General features: G+C 57.2%; 25 protein-coding genes. 15 read left to right on the top strand and 10 right to left on the bottom strand.

Annotated elements, in window-relative coordinates; all coding sequences use genetic code 11:
• Nucleotides 1-89: 89 nt before the first annotated feature.
• The 7 genes from paaC to GO984_RS04275 form a co-directional block, all read right to left on the bottom strand.
• Nucleotides 90-851, bottom strand: coding sequence for a 1,2-phenylacetyl-CoA epoxidase subunit PaaC (gene paaC, locus GO984_RS04305; protein ID WP_157021342.1), 762 nt, complete (start codon nt 849-851; stop codon nt 90-92).
• Complete coding sequence (paaB, locus tag GO984_RS04300; RefSeq protein WP_157021341.1) at nt 851-1,135, bottom strand: 1,2-phenylacetyl-CoA epoxidase subunit PaaB; 285 nt, start codon at nt 1,133-1,135, stop codon at nt 851-853. Before paaB ends, paaC begins: the two co-directional genes overlap by 1 nt.
• Complete coding sequence (locus GO984_RS04295) at nt 1,132-1,566, bottom strand: hypothetical protein (RefSeq protein ID WP_157021340.1); 435 nt, start codon at nt 1,564-1,566, stop codon at nt 1,132-1,134. Before GO984_RS04295 ends, paaB begins: the two co-directional genes overlap by 4 nt.
• On the bottom strand, nt 1,566-2,543 hold the full coding sequence (gene paaA / locus GO984_RS04290) for a 1,2-phenylacetyl-CoA epoxidase subunit PaaA (protein WP_157021339.1): 978 nt from the start codon (nt 2,541-2,543) through the stop codon (nt 1,566-1,568). The genes GO984_RS04295 and paaA overlap by 1 nt, the downstream gene beginning before the upstream one ends.
• 69 nt (nt 2,544-2,612) lie before the next feature.
• Nucleotides 2,613-3,815 (bottom strand): 3-oxoadipyl-CoA thiolase, encoded by a 1,203-nt coding sequence (pcaF, locus tag GO984_RS04285; RefSeq protein ID WP_157021338.1) that lies wholly within the window; start codon nt 3,813-3,815, stop codon nt 2,613-2,615.
• 133 nt (nt 3,816-3,948) lie between these two features.
• Nucleotides 3,949-4,410 (bottom strand): GNAT family N-acetyltransferase, encoded by a 462-nt coding sequence (locus GO984_RS04280; protein ID WP_157021337.1) that lies wholly within the window; start codon nt 4,408-4,410, stop codon nt 3,949-3,951.
• Nucleotides 4,411-4,446: 36 nt separating this feature from the next.
• Nucleotides 4,447-4,974 (bottom strand): GNAT family N-acetyltransferase, encoded by a 528-nt coding sequence (locus GO984_RS04275; protein WP_157021336.1) that lies wholly within the window; start codon nt 4,972-4,974, stop codon nt 4,447-4,449.
• A 190-nt stretch (nt 4,975-5,164) separates the two neighbouring features.
• Between GO984_RS04275 and GO984_RS04270 the strand changes: the two genes are divergently transcribed.
• The 3 genes from GO984_RS04270 to GO984_RS04260 all read left to right on the top strand — a co-directional run bounded on the left by GO984_RS04270 (nt 5,165) and on the right by GO984_RS04260 (nt 7,901).
• Nucleotides 5,165-6,805, top strand: coding sequence for a sulfatase-like hydrolase/transferase (locus GO984_RS04270; protein WP_157021335.1), 1,641 nt, complete (start codon nt 5,165-5,167; stop codon nt 6,803-6,805).
• Nucleotides 6,806-6,816: 11 nt separating this feature from the next.
• Entirely contained in the window at nt 6,817-7,119 is a 303-nt protein-coding gene (locus tag GO984_RS04265) for a DUF2834 domain-containing protein (RefSeq protein ID WP_157021334.1), read from the top strand.
• Nucleotides 7,120-7,250: 131 nt separating this feature from the next.
• A complete protein-coding gene (locus GO984_RS04260; RefSeq protein WP_157021333.1) occupies nt 7,251-7,901 on the top strand; it encodes a GntR family transcriptional regulator in 651 nt (216 codons plus the stop codon).
• Nucleotides 7,902-7,953: 52 nt separating this feature from the next.
• Here the strand turns inward: GO984_RS04260 and GO984_RS04255 are convergent, their stop codons facing one another.
• Nucleotides 7,954-8,703, bottom strand: coding sequence for a type 1 glutamine amidotransferase (locus GO984_RS04255; RefSeq protein WP_245231004.1), 750 nt, complete (start codon nt 8,701-8,703; stop codon nt 7,954-7,956).
• 100 nt (nt 8,704-8,803) lie between these two features.
• Between GO984_RS04255 and GO984_RS04250 the strand changes: the two genes are divergently transcribed.
• The 4 genes from GO984_RS04250 (at nt 8,804) to GO984_RS04235 (ending at nt 12,223) form a co-directional block, all read left to right on the top strand.
• Nucleotides 8,804-10,063: a cytochrome P450 gene (locus tag GO984_RS04250; protein WP_157021331.1), complete on the top strand. Its 1,260-nt coding sequence runs from the start codon at nt 8,804-8,806 to the stop codon at nt 10,061-10,063.
• Between the two features lie 113 nt (nt 10,064-10,176).
• Nucleotides 10,177-11,466: a type I glutamate--ammonia ligase gene (locus GO984_RS04245; protein WP_157021330.1), complete on the top strand. Its 1,290-nt coding sequence runs from the start codon at nt 10,177-10,179 to the stop codon at nt 11,464-11,466.
• 12 nt (nt 11,467-11,478) lie between these two features.
• A complete protein-coding gene (locus GO984_RS04240) occupies nt 11,479-11,793 on the top strand; it encodes a 2Fe-2S iron-sulfur cluster-binding protein (protein WP_138161483.1) in 315 nt (104 codons plus the stop codon).
• Nucleotides 11,794-11,827: 34 nt separating this feature from the next.
• Complete coding sequence (locus GO984_RS04235) at nt 11,828-12,223, top strand: hypothetical protein (RefSeq protein WP_157021329.1); 396 nt, start codon at nt 11,828-11,830, stop codon at nt 12,221-12,223.
• A gap of 144 nt (nt 12,224-12,367) precedes the next feature.
• Here the strand turns inward: GO984_RS04235 and GO984_RS04230 are convergent, their stop codons facing one another.
• Both GO984_RS04230 and GO984_RS04225 read right to left on the bottom strand, forming a co-directional pair.
• The gene (locus GO984_RS04230; protein ID WP_157021328.1) at nt 12,368-13,723 is read right to left on the bottom strand and encodes an aspartate aminotransferase family protein; all 1,356 of its coding nucleotides are present in this window, start codon (nt 13,721-13,723) and stop codon (nt 12,368-12,370) included.
• Between the two features lie 61 nt (nt 13,724-13,784).
• Nucleotides 13,785-14,564: an IclR family transcriptional regulator gene (locus GO984_RS04225; RefSeq protein WP_157021327.1), complete on the bottom strand. Its 780-nt coding sequence runs from the start codon at nt 14,562-14,564 to the stop codon at nt 13,785-13,787.
• Between the two features lie 165 nt (nt 14,565-14,729).
• Between GO984_RS04225 and GO984_RS04220 the strand changes: the two genes are divergently transcribed.
• The 8 genes from GO984_RS04220 to GO984_RS04185 all read left to right on the top strand — a co-directional run bounded on the left by GO984_RS04220 (nt 14,730) and on the right by GO984_RS04185 (nt 25,189).
• The gene (locus tag GO984_RS04220) at nt 14,730-15,674 is read left to right on the top strand and encodes a tripartite tricarboxylate transporter substrate-binding protein (protein ID WP_157021326.1); all 945 of its coding nucleotides are present in this window, start codon (nt 14,730-14,732) and stop codon (nt 15,672-15,674) included.
• A 61-nt stretch (nt 15,675-15,735) separates the two neighbouring features.
• Nucleotides 15,736-16,266, top strand: coding sequence for a tripartite tricarboxylate transporter TctB family protein (locus GO984_RS04215; RefSeq protein WP_157021325.1), 531 nt, complete (start codon nt 15,736-15,738; stop codon nt 16,264-16,266).
• A complete protein-coding gene (locus tag GO984_RS04210; protein ID WP_157021324.1) occupies nt 16,266-17,885 on the top strand; it encodes a tripartite tricarboxylate transporter permease in 1,620 nt (539 codons plus the stop codon). The genes GO984_RS04215 and GO984_RS04210 overlap by 1 nt, the downstream gene beginning before the upstream one ends.
• On the top strand, nt 17,768-19,234 hold the full coding sequence (locus GO984_RS04205; protein ID WP_167740252.1) for an aldehyde dehydrogenase: 1,467 nt from the start codon (nt 17,768-17,770) through the stop codon (nt 19,232-19,234). The genes GO984_RS04210 and GO984_RS04205 overlap by 118 nt, the downstream gene beginning before the upstream one ends.
• Nucleotides 19,231-20,460: a Tm-1-like ATP-binding domain-containing protein gene (locus tag GO984_RS04200; RefSeq protein ID WP_157021323.1), complete on the top strand. Its 1,230-nt coding sequence runs from the start codon at nt 19,231-19,233 to the stop codon at nt 20,458-20,460. The genes GO984_RS04205 and GO984_RS04200 overlap by 4 nt, the downstream gene beginning before the upstream one ends.
• A gap of 100 nt (nt 20,461-20,560) precedes the next feature.
• Nucleotides 20,561-21,766 carry an NAD(P)/FAD-dependent oxidoreductase gene (locus GO984_RS04195; protein WP_157021322.1) on the top strand — a complete coding sequence of 402 codons (1,206 nt, stop codon included), beginning with the start codon at nt 20,561-20,563 and terminating at the stop codon, nt 21,764-21,766.
• 155 nt (nt 21,767-21,921) lie between these two features.
• Complete coding sequence (locus GO984_RS04190; RefSeq protein WP_157021321.1) at nt 21,922-24,015, top strand: 3-hydroxyacyl-CoA dehydrogenase NAD-binding domain-containing protein; 2,094 nt, start codon at nt 21,922-21,924, stop codon at nt 24,013-24,015.
• Nucleotide 24,016: 1 nt separating this feature from the next.
• A complete protein-coding gene (locus GO984_RS04185) occupies nt 24,017-25,189 on the top strand; it encodes an acetyl-CoA C-acyltransferase (protein WP_157021320.1) in 1,173 nt (390 codons plus the stop codon).
• Nucleotides 25,190-25,238: the final 49 nt, after the last annotated feature.

Below are 25,238 nucleotides of genomic sequence, written 5' to 3'. Positions count from 1 at the left end.
AGGCCCGGCTGATAGGCCGGGCAGAGCCCGACCCTCCCCACGGGAGGGCGCTTACGCACCCACCCAGGGTCAGTCGCTGCCCTAAGACTTTACCAGTTAGACCCCGGATAAGCGCGTTGCAGCCATTGCATCTGTGTCAGCAAATGCCCCAGATGTTCGGTGTGCATCTTACCAGTGCGGCCACCCTTGTGGCCAAAACGGCTGTCCGGAATGGTCAGCGTCGCATCAGCCAGAATACGTGTGATCAGCGCATCATAGTCGTCGCGCAGGCTGGCTGGGTCCGGAGCAATCCCGGCGGCAACCATTTCGGCGTCGACCTCATCTGATTGGAACATTTCACCGACATAGGGCCACAGATAGTCCAGCGACTCTTGCATCCGGCGATGGCTTTCCTCGGTGCCATCACCCAGACCAACTACAGTGTCAGCCGAGCGTTCAAGGTGATAGGCCACCTCTTTACTTGCTTTTTCCGCGATGGCAGCAACACGTTCATCCGACGATTTCATCAGATGCCCCAGTTGGATCGAATGCCAAGCGTCAAACAGGAATTGGCGCATCAATGTGCGGCCAAAGTCGCCATTTGGCACCTCGACCAGCAGCAGATTGCGGAAGTCCCAAACGTCGCGCAGAAACGCAATGTCGTCGGCGGATTTACCGTCGCCCTGAACTTCACCAGCCAAGCCCAGCCAGAATTGCGTCTGACCAATCAGATCCAACGCGGTGTTGGCCAGCGCGATGTCCTCTTCCAGTACCGGAGAATGGCCACACCATTCGCTGACCCGGTGGCCAAGGATCAGGGTATTATCCCCCATCCGCAGCAGAAACTGCAGGAATGCCTCGTCGCGAGTCATCACATGGCCCCCACTTCGTCAGGGATGTCGAAAAAGGTCGGGTGACGGTACACTTTGCTTTCGCTGGGTTCGTACAGCGGGCCTTTGTCGCTGGGGGATGAGGCGGCGATGTGGTTGGCTTCGACCACCCAGATCGACAGACCTTCGTTGCGCCGGGTGTAAACGTCACGCGCGTTCTTGATTGCCATTTCCGCATCCGGGGCGTGCAGGCTACCGACGTGCCGGTGGCTCATGCCATGTTGTCCGCGGATGAAAATTTCCCAAAGGGGCCATTCGTTTTTCATTGGGTGGTCTCCTTCAAAGTGAAGCGAATAAGTCTGGGAATTGTAATGGCTGCGGCAATGAAAGACGCAAAAACCACTGCGGTTTGTATGAGGGTCCAGTGTCCAAGAACCGTGATTTGGGCCCCGTCGATTTGGAGACGATTACCATATCCGATTTGTCCGGATGAGAAGGCCTTGATCCACAAAAACGCCATAAGATACGCGGAAATTGCTGTGATGAGCCATTGGCGTAGGAGCGTCACTATTGGTTTCTCCATGTAAGTGCCCATGCCCGCGTAGAAAATCGCGGCCAATATCAGCCAGCCGGGCAAAACGAGGATAGTCCCAGGGAAAAAGGGAACCAGAGGAAGACACAGCAGGACTACCGTCAGCGCCCAACGCGCGCTGAACGAGGAGATCAGGTATCTGCTGTTTGTCAGGTTCTCAGACATTACTCGGCTGCCGTTTTTGCGGCGCGTTTCTTTTGCGCATGGGCCATCAATCCGTCGCGTACCCAGGCGCCATCGTCCCAGGCCTTGTTGCGGGCGGCGAGCCGGTCCACGTTGCAGGGGCCGTTGCCCTTGATCACGTCAAAGAACTCAGACCAGTCGGGGTCGGTATAGTCGTAGTGGCCACGCTCTTCGTTCCACTTGATGCCTGGATCTGGCAGATCGAGGCCCAGGAATTCGATCTGTGGCACGGTCTGGTCGACGAACTTCTGACGCAGCTCGTCATTGGTGTTCATCTTGATCTTCCAGGCCATCGACTGTTCTGAGTGCACCGACTCTTTGTCGGACGGGCCGAACATCATCAGCGCCGGAAACCACAGGCGGTTCACTGAATCCTGCGCCATCTTCTTTTGCTCTGGCGTGCCCTCGGCCATCTTGCGGATGGCATCAAATCCCTGACGTGCGTGAAAGCTTTCTTCCTTGCAGACCCGGATCATTGCCCGGCTATAGGGGCCAAAGGAAGTCCGCTGAAGTGGTACCTGATTGATGATCGCAGCACCGTCGACCAGCCAGCCAACCGCACCGATGTCGGACCAGTTCAGAGTGGGGTAGTTGAAGATCGACGAGTACTTCATGCGGCCATCCAGCAGCATCTCGGTCATTTCATCCCGCGACACACCCAGAGTTTCCGCAGCACAGTACAGGTACAACCCATGACCAGCCTCATCCTGAACCTTGGCCAGCAGGATTGCTTTGCGCTCCAGTGTCGGGGCGCGGGTGATCCAGTTGCCCTCGGGCAGTTGGCCAACGATTTCACTGTGCGCATGCTGGCCGATCTGACGGATCAGCGTCTTGCGATAGGCCGCAGGCATCCAGTCCTTGGGCTCGATCTTCTCCCCCGCATCAATACGCGCCTGAAAAGCTGCCAGCTTTTCGGGGTCGTCTTGGGCTGCTTCGGATTTTACCATCTGTGCATACATAGTCAGATCTCCAAGTTTTCTGTCGCGCAATGGAGGCCGAAAACCGGCCCCCACTTTTCGGATTGCGCTTTATACGCGTTCCAGGATCAGGGCGGTGCCCTGTCCAACGCCAACGCACATGGTGCACAGCGCATAGCGCCCGCCGGTACGTTGCAACTGATAAGCAGCGGTCAGCACCAGCCGAGCACCAGACATCCCCAGCGGGTGGCCAATCGCGATGGCACCGCCGTTGGGGTTTACATGGGGTGCGTCATCGGCCAGGCCAAGCTCCCGCAATGTCGCCAGCCCTTGCGATGCAAAGGCCTCATTCAATTCTATCACATCCATCTGCTCAATGCTCAGCCCGGTGCGGGCCAGCACCTTGCGGGTGGCAGGAACCGGGCCAATGCCCATAATACGCGGTTCAACCCCAGCAGCGGCCATGCCCACGATGCGCGCCATCGGCTTTAGCCCGTTCTTGGCGGCGGCGGCTTCGTTCGCCATCAGGATTGCGGCGGCACCGTCATTTACGCCGGAGGCATTGCCCGCAGTCACCGTCAGGTCGGGACCATTCACTCCGCGCAGCTTGGCCAATTTATCAGCACCAGTACCGGGGCGGGGGTGTTCATCTGTGTCGACAATGATCGGGTCACCCTTGCGCTGTGGCACGGAAACCGGAGTTATCTCATCGCCAAACAGGCCAGCCTCGTGTGCGGCGGCCCAGCGGGCTTGTGACCGCGCGGCAAAGGCGTCCTGATCTTCGCGGTTGATATTGTAGTCGGCGGCCACATTGTCTGCCGTCTGCGGCATCGAGTCGGTGCCGTACATCTCGTGCATCTTCTTGTTTACAAAGCGCCAGCCAATGGTGGTGTCATACACCGCGTTACTGCGGCCAAAGGCTGCGGTTTGCTTGGGCATCACAAAGGGTGCTCGGCTCATGCTTTCAACACCGCCAGCAATCGCCATGTCATAGTCGCCCGCACGGATGCCGCGAGACGCCATGCCAACCGCATCCATGCCCGATGCACAAAGCCGGTTCACGGTGGTGCCGGGAACATCTGTTGGCAGACCTGCCAGAAGCGCGGCCATGCGGGCCACGTTGCGGTTACTTTCGCCAGCCTGGTTGGCGTCACCAAAGATGACATCATCGATGCTGGCCCAGTCCACTTGTGGATTACGGGCCTTCAGCGCGGCAATCGGAGTGGCAGCAAGATCGTCGGTGCGCACAGAGGATAACGCCCCGCCATATCGTCCAATCGGGGTCCGGGTAGCGTCGCAGATAAATGCATCCATGGTGTTCGCGTCTCCTGTTGCGGCATTTAATAAGCCGACCGTTAGGTCAGTAATAGGAAGTAATGTGATTCGCGGCAAGGTGAATGTAACAAAAATTCCAGACTTTCAGATTTCTTGTAACACGTCTGTGGGCTCAGCTGAGATCAAAGACCTTGCGGATTGCGTCTTCGTTTGTCTCGTAAGTGCGAAAGCCTACTGACTCATAGTAGGCCAAACCGCCGGTATTGTAGTTTTGGATCGTTGCATCGATGAACTTTAGATTGGCCTTCAGGGCTGCACTTCGCGTCGCAATGAACAACTTGCCGCCTATGCCCTGACGGATTGCCTCTGGGTGAATATGGGTGCCAATGATTCCCCAGCCAGGTGTCACCCCGTAGTGGTTTCCCTCAACTGCCATCAAAAGGGCTTGAAAGCCCAGAATAGAACCTTCTGGATCCGTCGCCACGCTGCATTCAATCCCGTTTGGGTTTTCGATGTAGTTGTTAAGGGCAAAATCGGTGTCACTTGGCGAAACGCGAAGCCCAGCGGCCGTTAAGGCCGTCAACACGCGGCTGATACCCGGTGCATCTGTAGGAAGAGAGGGTCTGATAATCATGATTTTTACCTGTTTGCGTCTAAAGAAGCCAATTGATCATGCGCATACAGCGAAAACCTCGTTGCAATATCGCTGATCCTCGATTTCAAAATGGGTCTGCCCAACAATTGTGAAGCCCTGCTTTTTGTAAAACGAGAGTGCATTGGTATTTTCAGAGTTCGTAGCCAACCACGGTGTGTCCCATTCGATCTCTCGGCAGAGGTCCAGTCCAGCGTGTAGCAATTCTTGGCCAATGCCATTTCCATGATGTCGCGGTTGCACGTATAGGGTTGTGATCTCGGTTGTTGACGGATGGTTGGCGGGGCAGGGCTGATCGTTGGTGATCCGGATGTAGCCATCAATCCCAATCGAATTTTCGGAAACCAGCACGCGTTCGGCCGGATCTTTCAGGGCCCTGGCGAACTGTTCAACGGTGTAGTGGGCCAAGACATAGTCGGCAAAGAACGCATTTACGCCTTCGCGGATATAGGTGCCGAGCCAAACCTCAATTGAAAGGGCCGCAAGGCTGGAACAGTCTGAGAGGCGGGCAGGGCGAATAGATACTTCAACAAAGGAGGCTGACATGAAAATACTCAAAATAAGGTCTGCTTGTGGGTCAAGCTAAGGACCGAAGACGTAATTGTTAAGGGGGGAGTAACACGAGGGCTCGGACCGAATGTAGCCGCAATTTTGAGCATTGGCCCAAACTAGTTTGCACCGTCCCTCATTTTCCTTCACTTGTTCATCAGATGCACTGCGCCGGAGGAGGGCCGATATGAACATTCTCTACATCATGTTTGACCAGTTGCGGTTCGACTACCTTAGCTGCGCCGGTCATCCGCATTTGCACACCCCACATATCGACGCGCTGGCCGACAAGGGCGTCCGTTTCACCCGCGCTTATGTGCAATCGCCCACCTGTGGCTCGTCAAGAATGAGCAGCTATACCGGCCGCTATCCTTCCAGCCATGGGGTGCAGTTCAACAGCTACCCGCTGCGGGTGGGCGAATGGACCATGGGCGATCATCTCCGCAAGGCCGGGATGAGCTGCCATTTGATCGGCAAAACCCATATGGTGGCAGATGCTGAAGGCATGGAGCGGCTGGGGCTGGCCCCGGATAGCGTGATCGGAGTGCGCCAAAGCGAATGTGGCTTTGACCCCTGGGTACGCGACGATGGGCTTTGGGCCGAAGGGCCGGACGGTTGCTATGACGTAAAGCGCAGTCCTTATAATGAGTACCTGAAATCTAAGGGCTATCCGGGTGAAAATCCGTGGAATGATTTTGCCAATGCCGGGGTAGAAGGCAATGACATTGCGTCGGGTTGGTTTATGGCCAATGCAGACAAACCAGCCAATATTGCTGAAGAAGACAGTGAAACGCCCTGGCTCACCACCAAAGCAATAGAGTTTATAGAACAGGCGACAGGTCCGTGGTGCGCGCATCTCAGCTATATCAAACCTCATTGGCCCTATATCGTGCCCGCGCCGTATCACGATATGTATGGCCCGGAACATGTGCTGCCCGTTGTGCGCTCGGATGCTGAACGCGAGGATGCGCATCCGGTGTTCGATGGTATGATGAACAACCAAATCGGCAAGGCCTTCTCTCGGGATGAAGTTCGCCAAAAAGTGATCCCGGCCTATATGGGACTGATCAAACAGGCCGATGATCAGATGGGAAGGCTGTTTGCCTATCTGGAACAGAGCGGCCAAATGCAGGATACCATGATTGTAGTGACCTCGGATCACGGCGACTATCTGGGTGATCACTGGCTGGGCGAAAAGAACCTGTTTCATGAGCCGTCGATCAAGGTGCCCCTGATCATCTACGACCCACGAGAACAGGCTGACGTCAGCCGCGGCTCCACCTGTGACGCACTGGTCGAGGCCATTGATCTGGCACCAACCTTTCTGGAGGTCGCGGGAGGTGCGCCTGTGCCGCATATTCTGGAAGGGCGATCCTTACAGCCTTGGCTGCACGGCGAAAGCCCGGAATGGCGCGACTATGCTGTTGCCGAATTCGACTATTCCACAATGCCATTAAGCGCAAAACTGGGGTTGGCGCCCAAAGATGCCCGGCTGTTCATGGTGACGGACCATCGCTGGAAGTTGATGCACGCCGAAGGCGGATTGCGGCCCATGCTGTTTGATCTGGAAGCCGATCCCAACGAGCTGGTCGACCTAGGTACCAGTGCAGAACATACTGACGTCCGCGAGATGATGTACGAAAGGCTGCACCAATGGGCGCTGCGAATGTCTCAACGGATTACACTGTCGGATGAGCAGATCATGTCAGGCCGCGGCAAATCGGGGCGCAAAGGTATTCTGCTTGGGGTCTATGAACCGGACGAAATTGATGCCGGGCTGACCGTGAAATACCGCGGTCCTGTGCCCCAGAACACCACAGATCAGTGAGAGAGAAAGCTATGCGCAGGTTTTACGTCGCTGCAGCCGTGATTGGGACACTTGTGCCCTGGCTGTTCTTCGGTTCGTTCTTTGCCCTGAATGGACTTGATATTAATGCATTTATTCTGGGGCTGTTTGCCAATGGCGCGGCCGCTGGGTTTTCCGCCGATGTGTTGATCTCAATGGTCGTGTTCTGGGTCTGGAGCTGGCAGGACGCCCAACGACAGAGCCTGCAGCATTGGTGGCTGGTCCTGCCCGCAGGTTTTACAGTTGGCCTATCTTTGGCGCTACCTCTGTACTTGTGGATGCGTGAAGACGCCTGACCTTTGGTTTCTTTTTGCTGAAAGCACTCCGGGGGAGCCGAAGGCGGGGGCAGAGCCCCTATGACACACTCTTTGTTGTTTCAGCGTTATACTGCGAATAGTCTAGGGAAAACACCAAACGGGGCAGAGTTATGGCCGGGCAGACAGAGCAGCTCTTGAACGCAATCCTTGCGGATATTGATTGTGGGCAATTGAATCCCGGCGATGTCTTGGATGAGGCCGGACTGGCGGCGCGCCATGGTGTGTCCCGTACGCCTGTGCGGGAGGTGTTTATACAGCTGGAAGCCACTGGATTGATCCGGCGTTTGCCGCGCAAGGGCGCAATTCTGTTCAAACCAACGCTGGAAGAGTTTCTGGCTATTCTGGAAGTCCACGCCAGGTTGGAGGGCCAGGCCGCGGGTCTTGCGGCTCGCCGATTGTCACCAGCACAAGGTGAGGCATTGGAAGCAGCAGTTTCCGCCTGCGAGATTCACGCTGCAGCCAAGGGAGATGGTGACCCTAATGGTTATTACCAACTGAACCTGAAGTTTCACGAGACCGTGGCACTGGGCGCTGGAAATGCGTTTTTGGTTGAGATGATCAAGACCAATGCCCGCAAATTGATGGCCTATTACCGGGCGCGCTACCGCTACCCCGGCTCGATCGCCCAATCCGCACGGGAGCATCGTCAGATTGCCACCTTGATCTTTGCCCATGATCGTACCGGGGCCGAGGCCGCGATGGCGTCCCATGTTCAATTTGATCAGGTAACCGTCATGGACTTGTTGGCAGCTCTTGGCTGACCTCACGGTTTGAGTACCTTGGCCGGGGTGGTGGTGCGTTCAAGCACACACCCTACACAGACTGATGTCGTTGTGATCCGGGTGTAGGGTGCGTGCTTGCACGCACCGTTGACCAGCGACGACCCTGTTCAAAAAACCTGGCAATGCTTTCGGCAAACACCTGTTGATCTGATTGGGCCTGTAAACTTTCTATGGCGCGTTCAAAAACTTCGGGTCCAAGAGTTGAACGTAATTCCTCGGTCAGGGCAGAGATAAAACCGTGGCTCATTTCCGGGTGATGTTGGGTTGTATAAATATGATTGCCCATCGCAAACCCGGTGATCATCGTATCAGATTCAGCGATTTGCACCGCGCCCTTCGGTAGATCGGTCACGCATTCAATATGTGAGCCATAAAGTCCAACTTGGTCTGGCAGGTCTTGCCCCCATTCAGGACGAGCCACGATTGTATTGTGGGTTAACCCATGCACCCAACCCTTTGGGTTTTGCGCCATCGACCCACCCAGCGCCAATGCGATGGCCTGATGGCCAAAGCAGGCCCCAAACAGAGGGTGGCGCTTATCATTCATATCACGGATCAACTGCAGCAGTGGCGGAATCCAGTCATGATCACCACGCACCGAGGCTGGGCTGCCAGTAATCATCGCGCCATCAAATCCCGCAATATCATCCGGGAATTCACCGTCCTTCACCGGGAATACCGAAACTTCCCAACCTGGACGTACCATATGGACCAGGTTGGTGAATTTCTCACCATCTTTGGGATGGCTATCGGCAAAGTCTCCGGAATCGGTATTGGTCATCAGAATGGCCAAGTGCATGGATTTACCTACAAGTTTTTCATTTACATATTTATAGCTGTCATTAATATACACAAAGCAAGTAAATCTGGAAAGGCCCAACATGACCCTTTGGACGCCAACTGACGACGGGTACGCCGATCTCAGTAGCCACGATGCCTTTGCACAGGGCGCACCGCACAACACCTTTGCCCGGCTGCGCCGCGATGACCCGCTGCACTGGACTGAATATGAAGGTGGTGAAAACTACTGGTCGATCACGCGCCACGCCGACATTGCTGCAATGAACAAAAATTCTGTGGTGTTTTCCTCGGCGCGGGGCATCCGCATGGAAGACCAGAGCTACGAAGAATATATGGCCCGGCGCACTTTTCAGGAAACAGACGCGCCAGAGCACAGCAAAACCCGGATGAAATTGCTCAAAGCCTTTTCCAAAACCATGATGGCGCAATACGAGCAGGAAATCCGCGACCTCTGCGCTGAAATCCTTGATCCAGCTTTGGAGAAGGGCAGTTTTGATGCGGTCAAAGAGATTGCACGTCAGCTGCCAATGAGGATGTTGGGCCGGGTTGTTGGTTTGCCGCAAGAGGATCTGCCATGGTTGGTGGAAAAGGGCGACGCGCTGATCGCCAATACCGATCCCGACTTTACCAGCCATGTGCTGGACAAAATGCAAACGGATGAGTTCCGGATGATGCCCTTCAACTCTCCGGCTGGGGCAGAACTGTACATTTACGCCAAGGATTTGATGGCCAAGAAAGAGGCCGCCGGAGACACTTCGGGCATTCTCAACATGATCCTGCAACCCGCCAAAGATGGCTCGGTGATTTCAGATGCAGAGTTCCGCAACTTCTTCTGTTTGGTGGTGGCGGCAGGAAACGACACCACCCGCTATTCCATTGCGGCCGGCCTTCAAGCCCTGTGCCATCAACCTGAACTGCTGGCGCAAATGCAGGCAGGCGGTGATGTTTGGGACACTGCGGCAGATGAGATCATTCGCTGGGCGACGCCAGCTCTGTATTTCCGGCGCACGGCAACGCAGGATTTCGATATGCATGGCAAGACCATCCGCGCAGGCGATAAGGTGCTGTACTGGTGGTCCTCAGCCAACCGCGACGAAGCGGTATTTGACGACCCGTTCCGGGTCGACTTGATGCGTAGCCCTAATAAACACTTGGCCTTTGGGCAGGGCGGTCCGCATGTCTGTCTGGGGATGTGGCTGGCCCGGTTGGAGGTAACCGTTCTGTTTCAGGAACTGGCCAAGCGGATTAAATCCATCGAACCCGATGGCCAGCAGCAATTCCTGCGCTCGAACTTCGTCGGCGGTATTAAATCGCTGCCGGTACGAGTGACGCGCGCTTAACAATCGGGTTGTTTGCCTGGCTGCTAAGCCGGGTCACGCCTGACCTTGGCGGAATTGGTCAGGCGTGACACCCTACTCAGATGCCAATTGGTCCAACTCGAAAGGACACCAATATGAAAACCCGTCTGCGCGCATTATTTTGCGATCATCTAAGCATCATGCGTGGCAAATACCTGCCACATTCAAAAATTGGCGATGACAGCACCCGGTTTTGCCGATCTGTGTTTGGTACTCACTATGACCGCGATCTTTTGGACGCGCCGGGATCAATGGTTAAACAGGGTTTGCCGGATATGGAGCTGCGTTGGCGCCATGACGATATCCGCGACAGTTGGCATGCCTCAACCAAAATTGTGTTGGGAGACCTGTATGATGACGAGGGTGCCAAACTACCGTTGTGCCCACGTGGCACGCTGAAACGTGCGGTGGCAGACTGGCAGAAACATGGGCTGACCCCCAAGGTCGGGATTGAGCTCGAGGCTTTTGCGCTGCAAGCAGACGACAACGGGCGGTTGGTGCCCTATGACGCCCCCGGTGGGGTGGTTTATGGCACAGGCCCCTTTGCCGATCCGTTGCGGTTCAATGATCGAATTTGGGCGATGGCGGACGAGATGGGATTCTCGCTGGAAATGATCACCGCGGAATTCGACAGCCCGCAATTTGAGTATGTGTTGACCTTTGGCGACGCGGTCAAAGCAGTGGACGATATTGTGTTGTTCCGCCTGATGGCGCGCGAAATTGCCCTGGAATATGGCATCGTGTTGACCTTTATGCCCAAACCCATTCCCGAGGCCGGTGGCTCTGGCATGCATGTCAATTTCTCGTTTGCGGATGGGGCGGGCGGCAACGCATTGTCGTCAGGCCCGCGCGGAGGGCCGGAGCATATGAACGACTTGGCTCGCGGCTGCCTGAGTGGGATGATCCACCATCACAAAGGGCTGGCCGGGCTGATTGCGCCCACCGCCAACAGTTATATGCGGCTGCAACCGGGATCGTTGTCGGGTTATTGGCAGAACTGGGGCGGCGATCATCGCAATGTGACCACCCGTATCAGTTCCGAGGGCGGAGCCAAGGCGCGGTTGGAACACCGGATGGCAGATGCTTCGGCCAACCCCTATACCGCCACAGCGGCAGTGCTACAGGCGGCGCGACTGGGGTTTGAAAAAGGCTATGAGCTGCCTCCGATGGAAACCGGTGATGGGTTTGACCGAACAGATGCCCGCGAAGGCACTGCAATCGATTTGAAAGGGGCCGCTGCGGACCTGCAGCGCGATACAGTCCTGACTGAAGCGGTGGGGGCGGAGCTGGTCGCCAACCATGTCTACATGAAGCAAAAAGAAGTGCGTAAAACCCGGGACCTCGAAGGTGATGGGCTGCGCGACTTCTATGTTCATTTTGTTTGAGGAGTAAGCCACATGAAAGTGACCTGGAACCTGCCGGACGGCTCTGCCGTTGCGGCAACAATCGACTATGGCCAAAATCTGATGGAGGCGGCTGTCGCACAAAATGTGCAAGGGGTGGTGGGCGAATGTGGCGGCACGCTTAGCTGCGCCACATGCCACGTTTATGTTGACGATGCATGGGCGGACAAAACCGGTGAGGTTGGTGATTTTGAGGACGCCATGCTGGACATGGCCGACGGAGACCGCCGCAGCAACAGCCGGTTGAGCTGTCAGATTGAAGCCCACCCCGATCTGGACGGGTTGGTTCTGGCTGTGCCAGAGGCGTGACACGAATTACAAACCCTTCAAGGCAATCATCCCCATGAACTCCTCTCTGACACGTATCGCCTTTATGGCAGGTGCTTTGTATTTCTGCTGTATGGCAGCGGCGCATTTCTTTGGGTTGAAGTATCCACTGCTGTTCGTGTATTACGACACCCCGTTTTATGGCTACAAGGACAAGATCATCAGCTTTGCGGTGCTGGCTTATGTCGCGCTGTTCTATCAAGCTGCGCGTCGCCGCGACGCGGTGCCAACTGCGCTGGTGGTCATGGGGGTGACGATTCTTGGATTGTCTTCGGTCAACCTTTCCGAAGCCTTGGCTGAGGTTTTAACGCCAGACCAAAGTACGATGCCATATTGGATCCAAGTGGCTCTGTTTGCAGGCTATTGGCTCGCACTTTTCGGGCTGTGGCGCCGCGATGGATCCCAGAATTGATGTCCGTCGGGACCTGACAGTCCTTCACCTCTGCGCCGCGCAGCGGCGCGATGAACAGCGCGGGCCCGAAGCATGCTTCGGGCCCGCCATGGTATCTGGTGGCGCCCCCCCTACGGACGGGCGCGGTTGTGGCCTACTGAAAGGTCAGGCAACAGCGGCAAAGCCGGCGTCCAGCGCTGTGAGAATGACATTGGCGTCACTCTCAGTCAGCACCAAGGGCGGTGACAGGATGATGTTGGGCCCCGAAACCCGCACCATTGCACCGGCTTGATAGGTTGCTTCCTGAAGCGCACCGATGGTTTTCTTGTCGATAGGGGTTTTGCTGGCCTGGTCTGAGACCAGCTCCATGGCGCACATCAATCCATGTCCGCCACGAACATCACCAATCAGGCTGTATTTCTTTTGCAGCTCCAGCAGACCCTGATACAGCTGAGTACCGCGCGCAGCGGCATTGTCCGGTACATTCAGGCGTTTGGTTTCCTCAAGGCAGGCCAGTGCAGCAGCGGCGCCAACCGGATGGCCGGAGTAAGTATAGCCATGGCCGATTGCGGCCTTGCCTGTGGTATCGTTTTCAAACACCTCTGCCACGCCTTCGGCGATCATCACCGCGCCAAAGGGGAAATAGCCATTGGTGATCGCCTTGGCGGTGCACATGAAATCAGGCTGCACGCCCCAGTGACGCGAGCCACTCCAGCTGCCAGTGCGACCAAAAGCGGTGATCACCTCATCGGCAATCAGTAGGATACCATTACGGCTACAGATCTCACGTACGCCAGGCATAAAACTGGCATGAGGGGGGATCACACCACCAGCCCCCAGAATGGGTTCCATGATAAAGGCAGCAATAGTGCCGGCGCCCTGAAAGGCGATCTCGTCTTCCAGGGCCTGAAGGCACAGCTGCGCCAGTCGCTCCGGGTCGCTCTCGTTAAACGGGTTGCGATAGGTGTAAGGTGCGGGGATATGAAAGCAGCCGGGCAACAGCGGCTCGTACTGAGTGCGGAAGTTGGCGTTGCCGTTGACCGATGCGCCGCCCATGTGGGTGCCGTGGTAGCCCTTTTTCAAGCTCAGGAATTTGGTGCGCCCGGCTTCCCCGCGGATCTTGTGATACTGGCGCGCCAGTCGCAGCGCGGTTTCCACCGAATCCGATCCGCCTGAAGTGAAAAAGGCGCGAGTCAGCCCATCTGGCTCAAAGAAGGTACGCAGCTCTTCGGCGAGCTGAATCACCTGATCGTTGGTGGTGCCGCGAAAGGTGGAGTAATAGGGCAAAACATCAAGCTGCGCAGCGATGGAGTCTTTGATCGGCTGACAAGAAAATCCAAGGTTGACGTTCCACAGCCCGCCAACAGCATCAACGGTTTCATGGCCGTCGATGTCGGTGATGCGTACGCCGGCGGCGCCAGTGATGATGGCCGGCGGGTTTGCAAGGCTGTCGGCCGGATGGGTCATGGGATGCCATATCGAGCGGGCGTTCATTTCCTTGAGGAAGTTGGAATCTTTCATCGGGTTTGCTCCTGACTGGCCCCCAGCTGTAGCGGGGGTTGGTATCTGTGCGGGCGACGGGTCATCCCGGCGCGTTTTGCGGATAGCTGGCGGGCGAAGACCCACCAATGCGATGGGTTAGGGTCTGACCTGCGCGGTACAGGGCCTCTGGGATCAGCTGCTTTTGCTCTGCGCTCATGCGGGACACTGGTGCGGCGACAGCAAGTGCCCCAATCGGCTGCTGGTCGGGGCCAAATATCGGCACCGCGTGAGAATGCACATCCGCCTCAAACCCCCCAATCGACTGGGCCATGCCACAGGCCTGCACGGATGCAATCTGGCTGCGGATCCGGTCAGGGTCGGTTTCGGTTTGCGCGGTATGGGCTTGCAAAGGCTGTGCCAGCACTTGGGTGATAAAATCAGGCGCGGCATAGGCCAGCACTGCAAGTCCTGATCCGGTGCCATGATAGGTCAGAACCTCGGCGTCTTCCATCATCACCTTAGTGGCATGGCGTGGCGAATAGGCATGCGATAGCGAATTCAGCTGGCTGCCCTGTACAAGTGACAGGTGGGTGGTTTCGCCAGTTTCATCACTCAGATCACGCAACACCCGGCGCGACACCGACAGGATGGGAACGGCCGCTTCGCGCAGTGCGGCAAGACGCAGAACTTGTGGGCCGAGCCGGTACGATCTGTCACTTCCTGCCTGTTCAACGAATCCTGATTCCGTCAATTCCGTCATCAACCGATAGACAGTTGCCTTGTTCATCGCGGATAGGCGAGTCAGATCACTGAGACCGATTTCGGTCCTGCCGTGATTGAAATATGTCAGCAAAGACAGGGCTTTGGATACTGTTCCCATGTTGCTGTACGGGCTCCGTTTCTGGGTGCTTAGGAGGGCCCATCAGGAAAAAGATGCGCCGTTGATGCAATTTTGTTGACAGATAAGTGGGTAGGCTGTCAATCTAAATTCAAACCAACGGTTCAAATAATGAACCAGCTATTGAAATGTATCTGGGAGGATCACATGAAACTGAGCAATCTGTTCAAGGGCGCATTGGCCACAGCAGCCATCGCACTCAGCGTTGGGGCGGCCCAAGCGGAATATCCTGAAAAGCCGGTGAACTTCATCGTGCCGTGGCCTCCCGGTGATCTAGAGGATGTGCTGACACGGATGATCGCCGATGACTTCCAAAAGGAATACGGCGTCGCAGCGGCAGTTGTGAACAAACCCGGTGGAGGTGGTGGTCCATTCCCCGGCGCTATCGAAGTCGCCAATGCACCGGCGGATGGCTACACCGTGGGGTCGTTTGTGATTGGTGTGCCGGTTGTCGGCCACCAGATCGACATCCCACCACTGACCCCGGCCAAGTTCGATCCGCTTGGGATCTTCCTGACCTACCCATTTGTCATCGCCACCAGCGCCGACGCGCCGTACTCATCAATGGCTGAACTGGCTGAGCACGCCAAATCCAACGACGTGGCGCTGGGCCACTTTGGCGATGTTCTGACCCCAACCCAAGTGACCAAGGCCTTTGCGGTCAATGCCGGGTTTAGCTGGGGATCGGATGCGGCCTTTGACGCGCTGGACTGCAACACGCTGGCCTCGGGTGATGCCGATGTGATCAACACCACGTTGCAGCTGATCCTGCCTTGTCTGGATCAGGTCAAAGTTCTGGTCTCGATCACCGATGAACGTATCGCACTGGTGCCGGACGCCCCCACCATTGGTGAGCTGGACGATAGCCTGAACATCGCACTGTGGAATGGTCTGTTTGTGACCAAGGACACCCCACAGGACGTCCGCGAGAAAATCATCGCTGTGGCACAGAAAACCGTGATGAGCGACCGTGCCCAGGCCGTTGCCAAGGAAACCGGCGCGCTGGTCTACTGGCAGGGTGCGGATGAATCGGCAACTCGTGTGGCCGCCGACATCGATACCATCGCCCGTATCGGCGAACTGCTCCAGTAATCAACGGCAGGGCCAGAGGTGCATCTTCTGGCCCGCCCACACTGTACGATAGATCCCTGACATGCCCTCAGAACGTGAACACCGATTTGTCGGACCCCGACGCGGACAGCTGGTTTTTGCCCTGGCCTTTGTGGTTATTGCCCTGCTGCTGCTCAGCCAGATCACGGGTCAAACCCGATGGGTTGAAAAAACAAAGTTTGTAGCCCAGCCTCGGTTTTGGCCAGCAGTTGGATTGGGGGGCATGCTGCTCATGGGTGGCTTGCATCTGTACCTGCTGCCTTGGCGCCGGGTCAGCCGCTATGACATGCACGAAGTGCGCAACTGGGGCAAGGTTCTCGAATATGTGCTGTGGTTCATGGCCTATGTCCTGGCAGTGCCACTGCTTGGGTATCTGCCAGTGACACTGGCTTTTGTTCCGGCACTAAGCTGGCGCATGGGCTATCGCGGCCGCTTGATGATGGGGCTGAGCCTCGGCTTTGCACTGCTGACTGTGGTGCTGTTCAAGAGCCTGTTGGGCGTCAAAATCCCCGGCGGCGCGATCTATGAGTATCTTCCCGGCGCTCTGCGCAGCTTCTTTATACTGTATCTCTGATGGATCTTATTCTTTCCGCTTTCGAAATTCTCATGCGTTGGGACGTGGCGCTGGCGTTACTGGCTGGTTCGGTCGGAGGGGTGCTGATTGGCGCCATCCCAGGCGTTGGACCGGCGGTGGCCATTGCCATCCTGCTTCCTGCCACGTTTTCGATGGACCCGATTGTTGGTCTGACCGTGCTGCTGGGGATTTATGGATCTTCGATGTATGGCGGCGCGATACCGGCGATCCTGATCAATACGCCCGGTACCGCAGTGAACGCGCTAACCACCTATGATGGCTACCCGATGACCGCACGGGGTGAACCGCGGCGCGCGTTGTCGTTGGCTTACTCGGCCAGCTTCTATGGCGGCGTGTTCTCAGTGGTCTGCCTGATCCTGTTTGCCCCCTTGCTGGCCAAGGTGGCCCCCCTGTTTGGCTCGCGTGAAATCTTCCTCGCGGCGCTGTTGGGGATCATTCTGGTGGTGGTGGCCCACCGTGGCCAGGCATTGATTGCCGGCGCATTGGCGGCCTTTGGTATCTTTATCCAGACCATCGGGCTGGAACCGGTGAAATACTCGCAACGCTATACCTTTGATCAGGATTTCCTGGGCAGTGGTATTAACCTGATTGTGGTGGTGCTGGGTCTGTTTGCCCTGTCCCAAGCCTTTGTTCTGCTGATGGATGAAGACGAGAAGGTGCATCTCACCAAACTGCGCGGCGGTATGTTCCAGGGACTGCGTGAACTGTCTCGTCACCCGCGGATCGCAACCGTGTCGGCCAGCTTTGGTGTGCTGATGGGGATGATTCCGGGCGTAGGAGAATTCACCGCCCAGTTCATGTCCTATACCTACGCTCAGAAAACCTCCAAACGGCCACAGGATTTTGGCAATGGCTCCTCCGAAGGCCTGATCGCGGCTGAGACGGCCAACAACGCGGTACCTGCGGCCGCCATGGTACCGCTGCTCGCGCTGGGCATTCCCGGTGAGGCGCTGACCGCGATGATGCTGTCGGTGTTCTACGTGCACAACGTGGTGCCGGGTCCGGCCTTGTTTCAGAACCGCATGGATTTTGTGGTGGCGCTGTATCTGGCCCTGCTGATCCTGAATGTGTTGGTGCTGATATTCCTGTTGATGGCGACTAAATCGCTGATCAAAGTGGTAAAGATCCCCAACCGTTTCCTTGGCGTCTGTATCCTGACCCTCAGTTTTGTCGGGGTCTATAGCCTGCGTAATTCGGCCACCGACTGTGTCATGGCCGCTGCCTTTGGCATGATTGGATATATCCTGAAACGGCTATCCTTGCCTGCGGTGCCGATCATTCTGGGCATGGTTTTGGGCGGGATCATGGAAGTCAAATTACGGGCTGGCATGGCCCGCGTGAAAGAACCACTGGACTTCATTGACCGCCCAGTTGCGTTCATCCTGTTTCTCATCATCGTTATCGTTCTGGTGGCCCATACCATCCGCGTGTTGAAGGACCGCAAGGAACGCAAGGAGGCCGAATGGCAGACCAAAACCTCATCAACAAACTTCGGCGGGCTGATGTTGCGCCGCAAAAGCTCTTTCTTGAAGGGAAGGGGCAAGCAGGTTCGGGCGCGCCACTCCAAGTTACTTCGCCGATTGACGGATCTGTTCTAACCACGCTGCAGGGCGCGTCTGCAACAGATGTGGAGAACGCTGTCGCTTCGGCGCGGCGGGCATTCCACGATGGCCGCTGGTCCAAACAGTCCCCCGCCGCACGGAAGAAGGTGCTGCACGCCATCGCCAACCGGATCGAGGCTGAGGCGATGGAACTGGCTGTGCTGGGCGTGCTGGACAACGGCACAGAGTTTAACATGGCCTTCAAGGCCGAACCGGGATCCGCCGCCGGAACCTTCCGCTACTATGCCGAGGCACTGGATAAAGTGGGCGGCGAGATCGCCCCGACCGCGCCCGATGTTCTGGGCCTTGTGCACCGCGCGCCAGTCGGGGTGGTGGGGGCGATTGTGCCGTGGAACTTCCCCCTGATGATCGGCGCCTGGAAGCTTGCCCCGGCATTGGCGATGGGCAATTCGGTGGTACTGAAACCGGCCGAAACGGCCTCGCTCACCTTGTTGCGTCTGGCAGAGATTTGCTCGGAATGTGGATTGCCTGACGGTGTGTTGAACGTCGTCACGGGCAGCGGTGTCGAAACCGGCGCAGCCCTGTCCAAATCCATGGGCGTTGATGTCCTGACCTTCACCGGTTCAGGCACAACCGGGCGTCGCTTGCTCGAGGCTTCCGCTGCCTCGAACCTGAAGCGATGTTATCTGGAGCTGGGCGGTAAATCCCCCAATATCGTCTTTGCCGACGCACCGGATCTGGCCAAGGCCGCCAAGGTCTCGGCAGCGGGCATATTCCGCAATTCAGGGCAGGTTTGCGTTGCTGGATCGCGCCTGTTGGTCGAGGCCTCCATCCACGACGAATTTGTCGAAATGCTCAAGGGTGAGGCTGAGGCGCTGCGGGTAGGCGATCCGCTGGACCTGAATACCCAAATTGGTGCGGTGAATTCCGAGGACCAGCTGCACCGCAATCTGTCCTTTATGGATATGGCCCGCGCCGAGGGCGGGCAGGTGATCACCGGGGGCACCCGCATCCTGCAAGACACCGGGGGCACCTATATGGCGCCAACCATTGTGACCCATGTGGCGCAAGAACATGCTCTGTTCCAGCGCGAGGTCTTTGGACCGGTGCTTTCTGTGACTAAATTTGAGAGTGAAGAACAGGCCCTAACATTGGCCAATGCCACTGATTTTGGACTGGCTTCAGGGGTCTGGACTGCCGACCTCAGCCGTGCCCACCGTATGGTCGCAGGCATCCGCGCCGGGGTGGTACATGTGAACACTTATGGCGGCGCAGATAATACCGTGCCGCTGGGCGGGGTCGGCCAGTCGGGCAACGGCCATGACAAATCGCTGCATGCCCTCGACAAATACGTAGATCTGAAAACCGCGTGGATACAGCTATGAGCAAGACAATTCTGGTCGCCGGAACCTATGACACCAAAGATGAAGAACTTGGCTATCTGGCGGGTGTGATCCGCGGGCAGGGGGGCAAGGTGCTGACCATGGATGTCAGCGTGTTGGGAGATCCAAGCCAGCCAACGGATGTCAGCAAACATCAGGTGGCTGAGGCGGGTGGCAGCTCCATTCAAGAGGCCATCGACTCTGGAGATGAAAACACCGCGATGCAGATCATGGCGCGTGGCTCTGCTCCCAAGGCGCTGGAGCTGTACCGCGATGGGCGCATAGATGGCGTGATCGTTCTGGGTGGCACTATGGGCACCGATCTGGCGCTGGATCTTTGCGCGGCGCTGCCGGTTGGAGTGCCAAAATACGTTGTCTCCACAGTTTCCTTCTCTTCGTTGATCCCACCCGAACGTCTGCCCAGCGATGTGCAGATGATCCTCTGGGCTGGCGGGCTCTATGGGCTGAACTCCATCTGCAAAGCCTCGCTGTCGCAGGCCGCCGGCGCGGTGCTGGGCGCAGCGCGCGCGGTGGAATCGCCAAAACCCGACCGCCCGCTGATCGGTATGACATCCTTTGGTAAAACCGTTTTGCGCTACATGGTCGACCTGAAGCCGGCGTTGGAAGAACGCGGATTCGAAGTTGCGGTATTTCACGCCACTGGCATGGGCGGTCGGGCGTTTGAAAGTCTCGCGGCAGAAGGCGCCTTTGCCGCTGTGTTCGACTTCGCACCTCAAGAGGTGTCAAACCACATGTTTGGTGGGTTGTCCGCCGGGGCTGACCGGATGACCAACGCGGGTAGATCAGGAACGCCACAACTGGTGGCTCCGGGTTGTTACGACCTCATCGACATTGTTGGCTGGCAGCCGACTCCACCGGCGCTCGCCGACCGTCCCACCCATGCCCACAACAGGTTGCTAACCTCGGCCGTGTTGGATGCTGACGAACGCCGACAGGTGGCGCGCTCGATCTGTGACAAGCTGTCCAGCGCGACAGCGCCCGTTGCCTTGCTGTTGCCGCAACATGGCTGCAACGAGTGGGACCGCCCCGGTGGAGACCTGCATGATGCGGAAGGACTGGCCGCTTTCTGTGATGAAATTACGGCGCGATGCCCAGAAAATGTGGCTCTGACCAAGCTGGATTGCCACATCAATGACGCGGCTTTCACGGCCCAAGCACTGGACGTGTTTGATGACTGGCTGGCAGATGGAACGGTCAAATTGAAATAGGACGTCGGGTCGCGATGGGCCGCAGGGTGTTCACAGAGCTTGCCAAACAGCGCCGCATGGATACAGCTGTTGGCAAGACCTCTAACGCCGGATTTTTCCCATGCAAATTGACACTACACCTAAACTGAAATCCTATGACGTTGTCATCATCGGTGGCGCCATGATGGGGGCCTCGGTGGCCTGGTTCCTGGCCAATCGCCCGGACTTTGATGGCACCGTTCTGGTTGTTGAGCGCGCGCCCGACTATGAGTTCAGTTCAACCGCCCATAGTAACAGCTGCATCCGCCAGCAGTTTACCCAGCCGATCAACGTTCAGGTCAGCCAGTTTGGTGCCGACTATGTGCACAATTTCCGTCAATACATGGGCGGTGACCCGGACGTTCCGGAAATTCACATGCAGCCTTTTGGCTATATGTATCTGGCGGCCACCGCCGAGGGCGAGCAGGTGTTGCGGGCAGCGCAACAGATGCAGGCTGCAGAAGGGGCCGGAACCCAAATCCTGACCCGCGACATGCTGGCTGAACAGTTTCCGTTCTATAATCTCGATGGCATTCGGATCGGCAGTCATAACCCGGTGGATGAGGGCTACTTTGATGGCGGCTGCATGTTCGACTGGTGGCGTCGCAAAGCACGCGCTGGTGGTGTTGAATTTATCAACAACGAAGTGACCGGAATTTCACGCTCGGGCAATCAAGTGTCCGGCGTTGTGCTGGTTGATGGCACCCGGATCGGGGCGGGCCACGTGGTCAATGCCGCAGGTCCACGTGCCGGGCAGGTCGCCCAGATGGCGGGGCTTGAACTGCCGGTGGAGCCGCGCAAGCGTTATACATTTGTGTTCGAGGCAGCGCGACCGCTGGACGTTGACCTGCCGCTGACAGTTGACCCGTCGGGGGTCCATGTGCGCAGTGAAGGCAAGTATTACATGGCTGGCTGCCCGCCGTTTGAAGATCCGGCAGTCGCGCCTGATGACTTCATCGAAGACCACTCTTTGTGGGAGGAGAAAGTCTGGCCCGCCATTGCAGAACGTATCCCGCAGTTTGAGGCGTTGAAACTGATCCAAAGCTGGGTTGGCCACTACGCCTATAACACGCTGGATCAAAACGCGATCATCGGGGCCCATCCGGAGGTCTCGAATTTCATGATGATCAATGGCTTCTCTGGTCACGGCCTGCAGCAAGCACCGGCGATGGGACGCGGCCTGGCCGAATGGATCGCAACAGGGCGGTATGAAACGCTGGATCTGTCGCCATTTGCCTTTGATCGGATCCCAGCAGGTCAACCGTTGTTAGAACAGGCCGTGATCTGATCTGGCCCCGGCACTGAGAGATCGTTAACAAGTGACGTGAGGTATGGGCGCCCTCGCCGGGCTAGGGGCTTGGCGGGGTGCGCTCATCTATGTCTAGATCGGATTAACATAAGGGTGCTGCACATTTGCCGCCCACACGGATAAAGGAACAGCGGATGAGCAACGCAATCAAATACGAAAAAATAGGCGATATTGCGGTGCTGACTGCGCAGAACCCCCCGGTGAATGCATTGGGGGTTGATGTGCGAAAGGGCTTGCTGGCCGGCATCCAACAGGCGGAAAATGACGGGGCCAAAGCGGTGCTGATTTATGGCGACGGGCGCACCTATTTTGCCGGTGCCGACATTCGCGAGTTTGGCAAGCCAATGTTGGATCCGGGTCTGCCGGATCTTTGTAACCGGATCGAAGCTTCACCTCTGATTGTGGTTTCCTCGATGCATGGTACTGCGCTGGGTGGTGGGCTAGAGGTCGCCCTCAGCTCACATTACCGCATCGCCGTGCCCAGTGCCAAAATGGGATTGCCTGAGGTGCATCTGGGTATCTTGCCCGGCGCAGGTGGCACGCAGCGTTTGCCCCGCGTCGCTGGCACCGAAGCTGCATTGGACATGATCACCTCTGGTCGTCCAATCAAGGCAGGTGAAGCGCTGGAAAAAGGCATCATTGATCGTGTCACCGAGGGCGAGCCACGCGAAATCGGCCTGGCCTATGCACAGGAATTGCTGGACGCTGGTGCAGCGCGCCGTGCAGTCGGTGATATGCCCGCGCCTGAAGCCATCGATTTTGACGTGCGGTATGAGACGCTGCTGAAAAAGGGCCGGGGTCAACTGTCCCCGGCGACAGCCATGCGGGCGGTACAGGCTGCCTGCGAGGCTGATAGTTTTGAAGCAGGTATCAAGCGCGAGCGCGAATTGTTCATGGAGCTGATGAACTCGGATCAGCGGCTGGGCATGGTCCATGCGTTCTTCTCCGAGCGCGCGGTTTCCAAGCTGCCCGAACTGAAAGGCGTTGCACCCCGGGCGCTGGCGGATATCGGCGTTATTGGTGGTGGCACCATGGGCGCAGGTATCGCTACTGCGGCGCTGTTGTCTGGGCTGAGTGTAACCATGCTGGAAATGACCGACGAGGCTGCCACAGCTGCCAAAGACCGGATTGCGGGTAACCTGCAAGGGGCCGTCAAGCGTGGCAAGATCAGTGCAGATCAGTTTGAAGCACTGACCAACCAATCCCTGACGCTGGCCACCGACTACACCTCTCTGGCCAATGCAGATCTGGTTGTTGAGGCCGTGTTCGAAGAAATGTCGGTAAAGAAAATCGTGTTCACGCAACTCGATGAGGTCTGCAAGCCTGGCGCTGTTCTCGCCACCAACACTTCCTATCTGGACGTCAATGAAATCGCCGCCTGTACCAAACGCCCCGAGGATGTCATTGGCCTGCACTTCTTCTCACCTGCGCATGTGATGAAATTGCTTGAAGTGGTGGTCGCGGACAAAACATCCATTGATGTGGTCGCTACTGGTTTTGCCTTGGGTAAGATGTTGAACAAGATTTCGGTGCGTGCTGGCGTCTGTGATGGCTTTATCGGTAACCGCATCCTGTCCACCTATCGCGCCTGTGCTGATCATATGATCTTGGATGGCGCCAGCCCTTATCAGATCGACAAAGCCCTGACAGGGTTTGGCTTTGCCATGGGGCCGTTTGCAGTTGCTGATCTGGCGGGTCTGGACATCGGCTGGGCCTCGCGCAAGCGACTGGCACCAACGCGGGATGCTCGCGAACGGGTGCCCAGTTTCCCTGACAAATTGTGCGAAGATGGCCATTTCGGTCAAAAGACCGGCAAGGGCTACTACGTCTATGAGGCTGGCAAACGCGGTGGCACGCCAAACCCGGATGTGCCTGCATTGATCGAGGCCAACCGGGCTGAATTGGCGATCACTCCACGCGACTTTACGGACGCCGAAATCACCCGCCGTTACATGTGCGCCATGGTGAATGAGGCCGCCAAAGTGGTGGGCGAAGGCATCGCCCAGCGACCGCTGGACGTGGATATGACGCTGCTGTTTGGCTACGGCTTCCCGCGCTATCGCGGTGGTCCGTTGAAATGGGCTGACATCGAAGGGCTGGATGGCATTTTGGCGGATATCATGGCCTACGCCAAAGAGGACGACTATTTCTGGCAGCCCGCGCCGCTATTGCAGCAACTGGTGGCCGAAGGCCGCACGTTTGACGATCTGAACCGGGAGAACTCTTGATATGAAACAGGCAGTTATTGTCTCAACAGCCCGCACCGGGCTGGCCAAGTCATTTCGCGGGTCATTCAACATGACCCATGGTGCCACCATGGGCGGCCATGCGGTGCAGGCTGCGGTGGAGCGGGCCGGGATCGACCCCGGTATGATCGAAGATTGCGCCATTGGCTGTGGTTTTCCAGAAGGCGAGACAGGTGGGAATATCGCCCGCCAGATCGCGATGCGGGCAGGTCTTCCTATTTCGGCGGCAGGTATGACAGTGAACCGCTACTGTTCATCCGGCCTGCAGACGGTTGCCCTTGCGGCCAACGCCATCACCGCAGAGGGCGCAGGCCCGATGGTTGCGGGCGGCGTTGAAAGCATTTCGATGGTGCAGCCTAAGCTGCGCCCCGCGAAGGAGGCCTGGATCGCTGAGCACAAGCCAGCAATCTACATGCAGATGATCGAAACTGCAGATGTGGTGGCCGAACGCTATGGCATCACCCGCGCAAAACAGGATGAATACGGGTTGCGCAGTCAACAGCGTATTGCCGCCGCGCAAGAGGCTGGTCTGTTTGACGATGAAATTGTCCCAATGCAGACCACCATGGCGATCAAGGACAAGGAAACCGGTGAAATCTCGATGCACGAGGCAACTGTAGCCCGTGATGACTGCAACCGCCCGAATACTGTGATCGAAGGTCTTCGCGGTTTGAATCCCGTGCGCGAAGGTGGATTTGTCACCGCCGGCAATGCCTCGCAGCTATCAGATGGGGCTGCTGCACTGGTGCTGATGGATAGCAAACAAGCCGAGCAGCAGGGCTTTGAAGCCATGGGGGCCTTCAAAGGCTTCTGCGTTGCGGGTTGTGAACCAGACGAGATGGGCATTGGTCCGGTCTTCGCAGTACCACGTTTACTGGAACGCCATGGGCTCAAGGTAGACGATATCGACATTTGGGAGCTGAACGAGGCCTTTGCCAGCCAGGCGATTTACTGCCGCGACAAGCTGGGCATCGACGACGAGAAATGCAACGTCAACGGTGGCTCAATTGCCATTGGCCACCCGTTTGGCATGACCGGCGCCCGCATGACCGGCCACATCCTGCGTGAAGGCAAGCGGCGTGGCGCTAAGCTGGGTGTTGTCACCATGTGCATCGGCGGCGGCATGGGCGCAGCTGGGTTGTTCGAGATCTACTAAAGTCACGGCAATAAAATTAGGGCGGCGCTCGACCTTTTTTGGGGGGGCT

It is taken from the genome of Parasedimentitalea huanghaiensis (assembly GCF_009753675.1).
GTDB lineage: Bacteria > Pseudomonadota > Alphaproteobacteria > Rhodobacterales > Rhodobacteraceae > Parasedimentitalea > Parasedimentitalea huanghaiensis.
The sequence above is the reverse complement of the archived record's forward strand: the minus strand, read 5'-3'. Positions and strand labels throughout refer to the sequence as shown.